At 67.1% G+C, this 286-nt stretch carries 1 protein-coding gene; it reads left to right on the top strand.

Annotation, left to right across the window (positions count from 1 at the left end; all coding sequences use genetic code 11):
- A partial coding sequence (locus OSC30_RS16830) for a beta-galactosidase (RefSeq protein WP_267173001.1) occupies positions 1 to 286 on the top strand: 286 nt, incomplete at both ends.

Below are 286 nucleotides of genomic sequence, written 5' to 3'. Positions count from 1 at the left end.
AGCCCGCCTATCGCTTCTACGCCGAGCGCGTCTCGCGCAAGATCCTGACCCGCTACGCGGACCACCCGGCGATCATCGGCTTCCAGGTCGACAACGAGCCCGGCAACGTGCTCCCGCACAACGACTCGACCTTCCAGGCGTTCGTGGCCTGGCTGCGCCGCAAGTACGGCACCACCTCGCGTCTCAACGAGGAGTGGGGCCTCGTCTACTGGTCGCACCGCATCCAGGAGTGGGCCGAGTTGTGGCGGCCGGACGGCAACCTCATGCCGCAGTACCAGCTCGAGTG

This window comes from Frateuria hangzhouensis, assembly GCF_026410505.1.
In the GTDB taxonomy this organism is placed as follows: domain Bacteria; phylum Pseudomonadota; class Gammaproteobacteria; order Xanthomonadales; family Rhodanobacteraceae; genus Frateuria_A; species Frateuria_A hangzhouensis.
This window is presented reverse-complemented; position numbering and strand designations above follow the sequence as displayed.